We start from the raw sequence: 812 nt of genomic DNA on the forward strand, positions 1-812 counted from the left end.
TTCGGCCTGCCAGGTGCGCCAGGCGGCCCTGGTCACCCCTTGTTTTTCTTGGAGAGCGCTTCCAAGAACGCGACACCTTTTCCCATGACCTCCAACGCGGCGTCACGATCGGCGATGACCTTGTCCTTCCGGGCGGCGTCTGACTCGAGTTTGCTGATCTGCTTTTCCAGCTCAGCGATGCGCGCCTGCTCCGGCGACTGGCCAGCCCGGGGCCTTCTCTTGGACACGGTGCCCAGTGTTCCCGCTTCGATCTGGGCCCGCCACTGCTTGACGCTGGAATCGTAGAGGCCCTCTCGGCGCAGCACGCGGCCCTTCTGCCCGGACGGGGCCTGCTCGTACTCGGCGACGATGCGCCGCTTGTACTCGGCCGTGAACGTCCGCCGGGCCGGCCGCCCGGTCCGCGGGGCCTGAACCGTCTCCTGCGTCGAGGTCGTCGGCGTCGGCTGCGAGGCCTCCAGGGCCGCGTCAGTAGTTGCAGTGATAGTCATGCTGGGTTCTCCTTCTCCTCACGCCCCAGCCTCTCAACCAGCCAGCCCGGGTGTCTCACCTCAGTCTGGCGGATAGGGGTACACCCACCCGGCGTAGGTGCGGATGTAGGTGATGTCGGCGACCCACAGTTGATTCGGCCGCTCGGCGACGAACTTGCGTTCCACCAGGTCAGCGGGCCGCTCGGTCTCAGCCTTGTGCCGGGTGGTGCGGGGTGACTTGGCCCGCTGGACCCCCTTGAGGCCTTCGGCTCGCATCAGTCGTTCGACAGTGCAGCGGGCGACCTGGTGGCCAGCGCGGCCCATCTCCTTCCACATCTTGCGGGC

2 protein-coding genes are annotated in these 812 nt (G+C 67.1%); both read right to left on the reverse strand.

What is annotated here, in order from left to right:
* Positions 1–32: 32 nt before the first annotated feature.
* Positions 33–488: a transposase gene (locus tag G6018_RS06425; protein ID WP_095719468.1), complete on the reverse strand. Its 456-nt coding sequence runs from the start codon at positions 486–488 to the stop codon at positions 33–35.
* A gap of 60 nt (positions 489–548) precedes the next feature.
* Positions 549–812, reverse strand: a 264-nt coding sequence (locus G6018_RS06430; protein ID WP_182639193.1) for an IS3 family transposase, incomplete at its 5' end; no start/stop codon positions are given.

Origin of the sequence: Dietzia sp. DQ11-44, from assembly GCF_014145205.1 — a bacterium.
In the GTDB taxonomy this organism is placed as follows: domain Bacteria; phylum Actinomycetota; class Actinomycetes; order Mycobacteriales; family Mycobacteriaceae; genus Dietzia; species Dietzia natronolimnaea.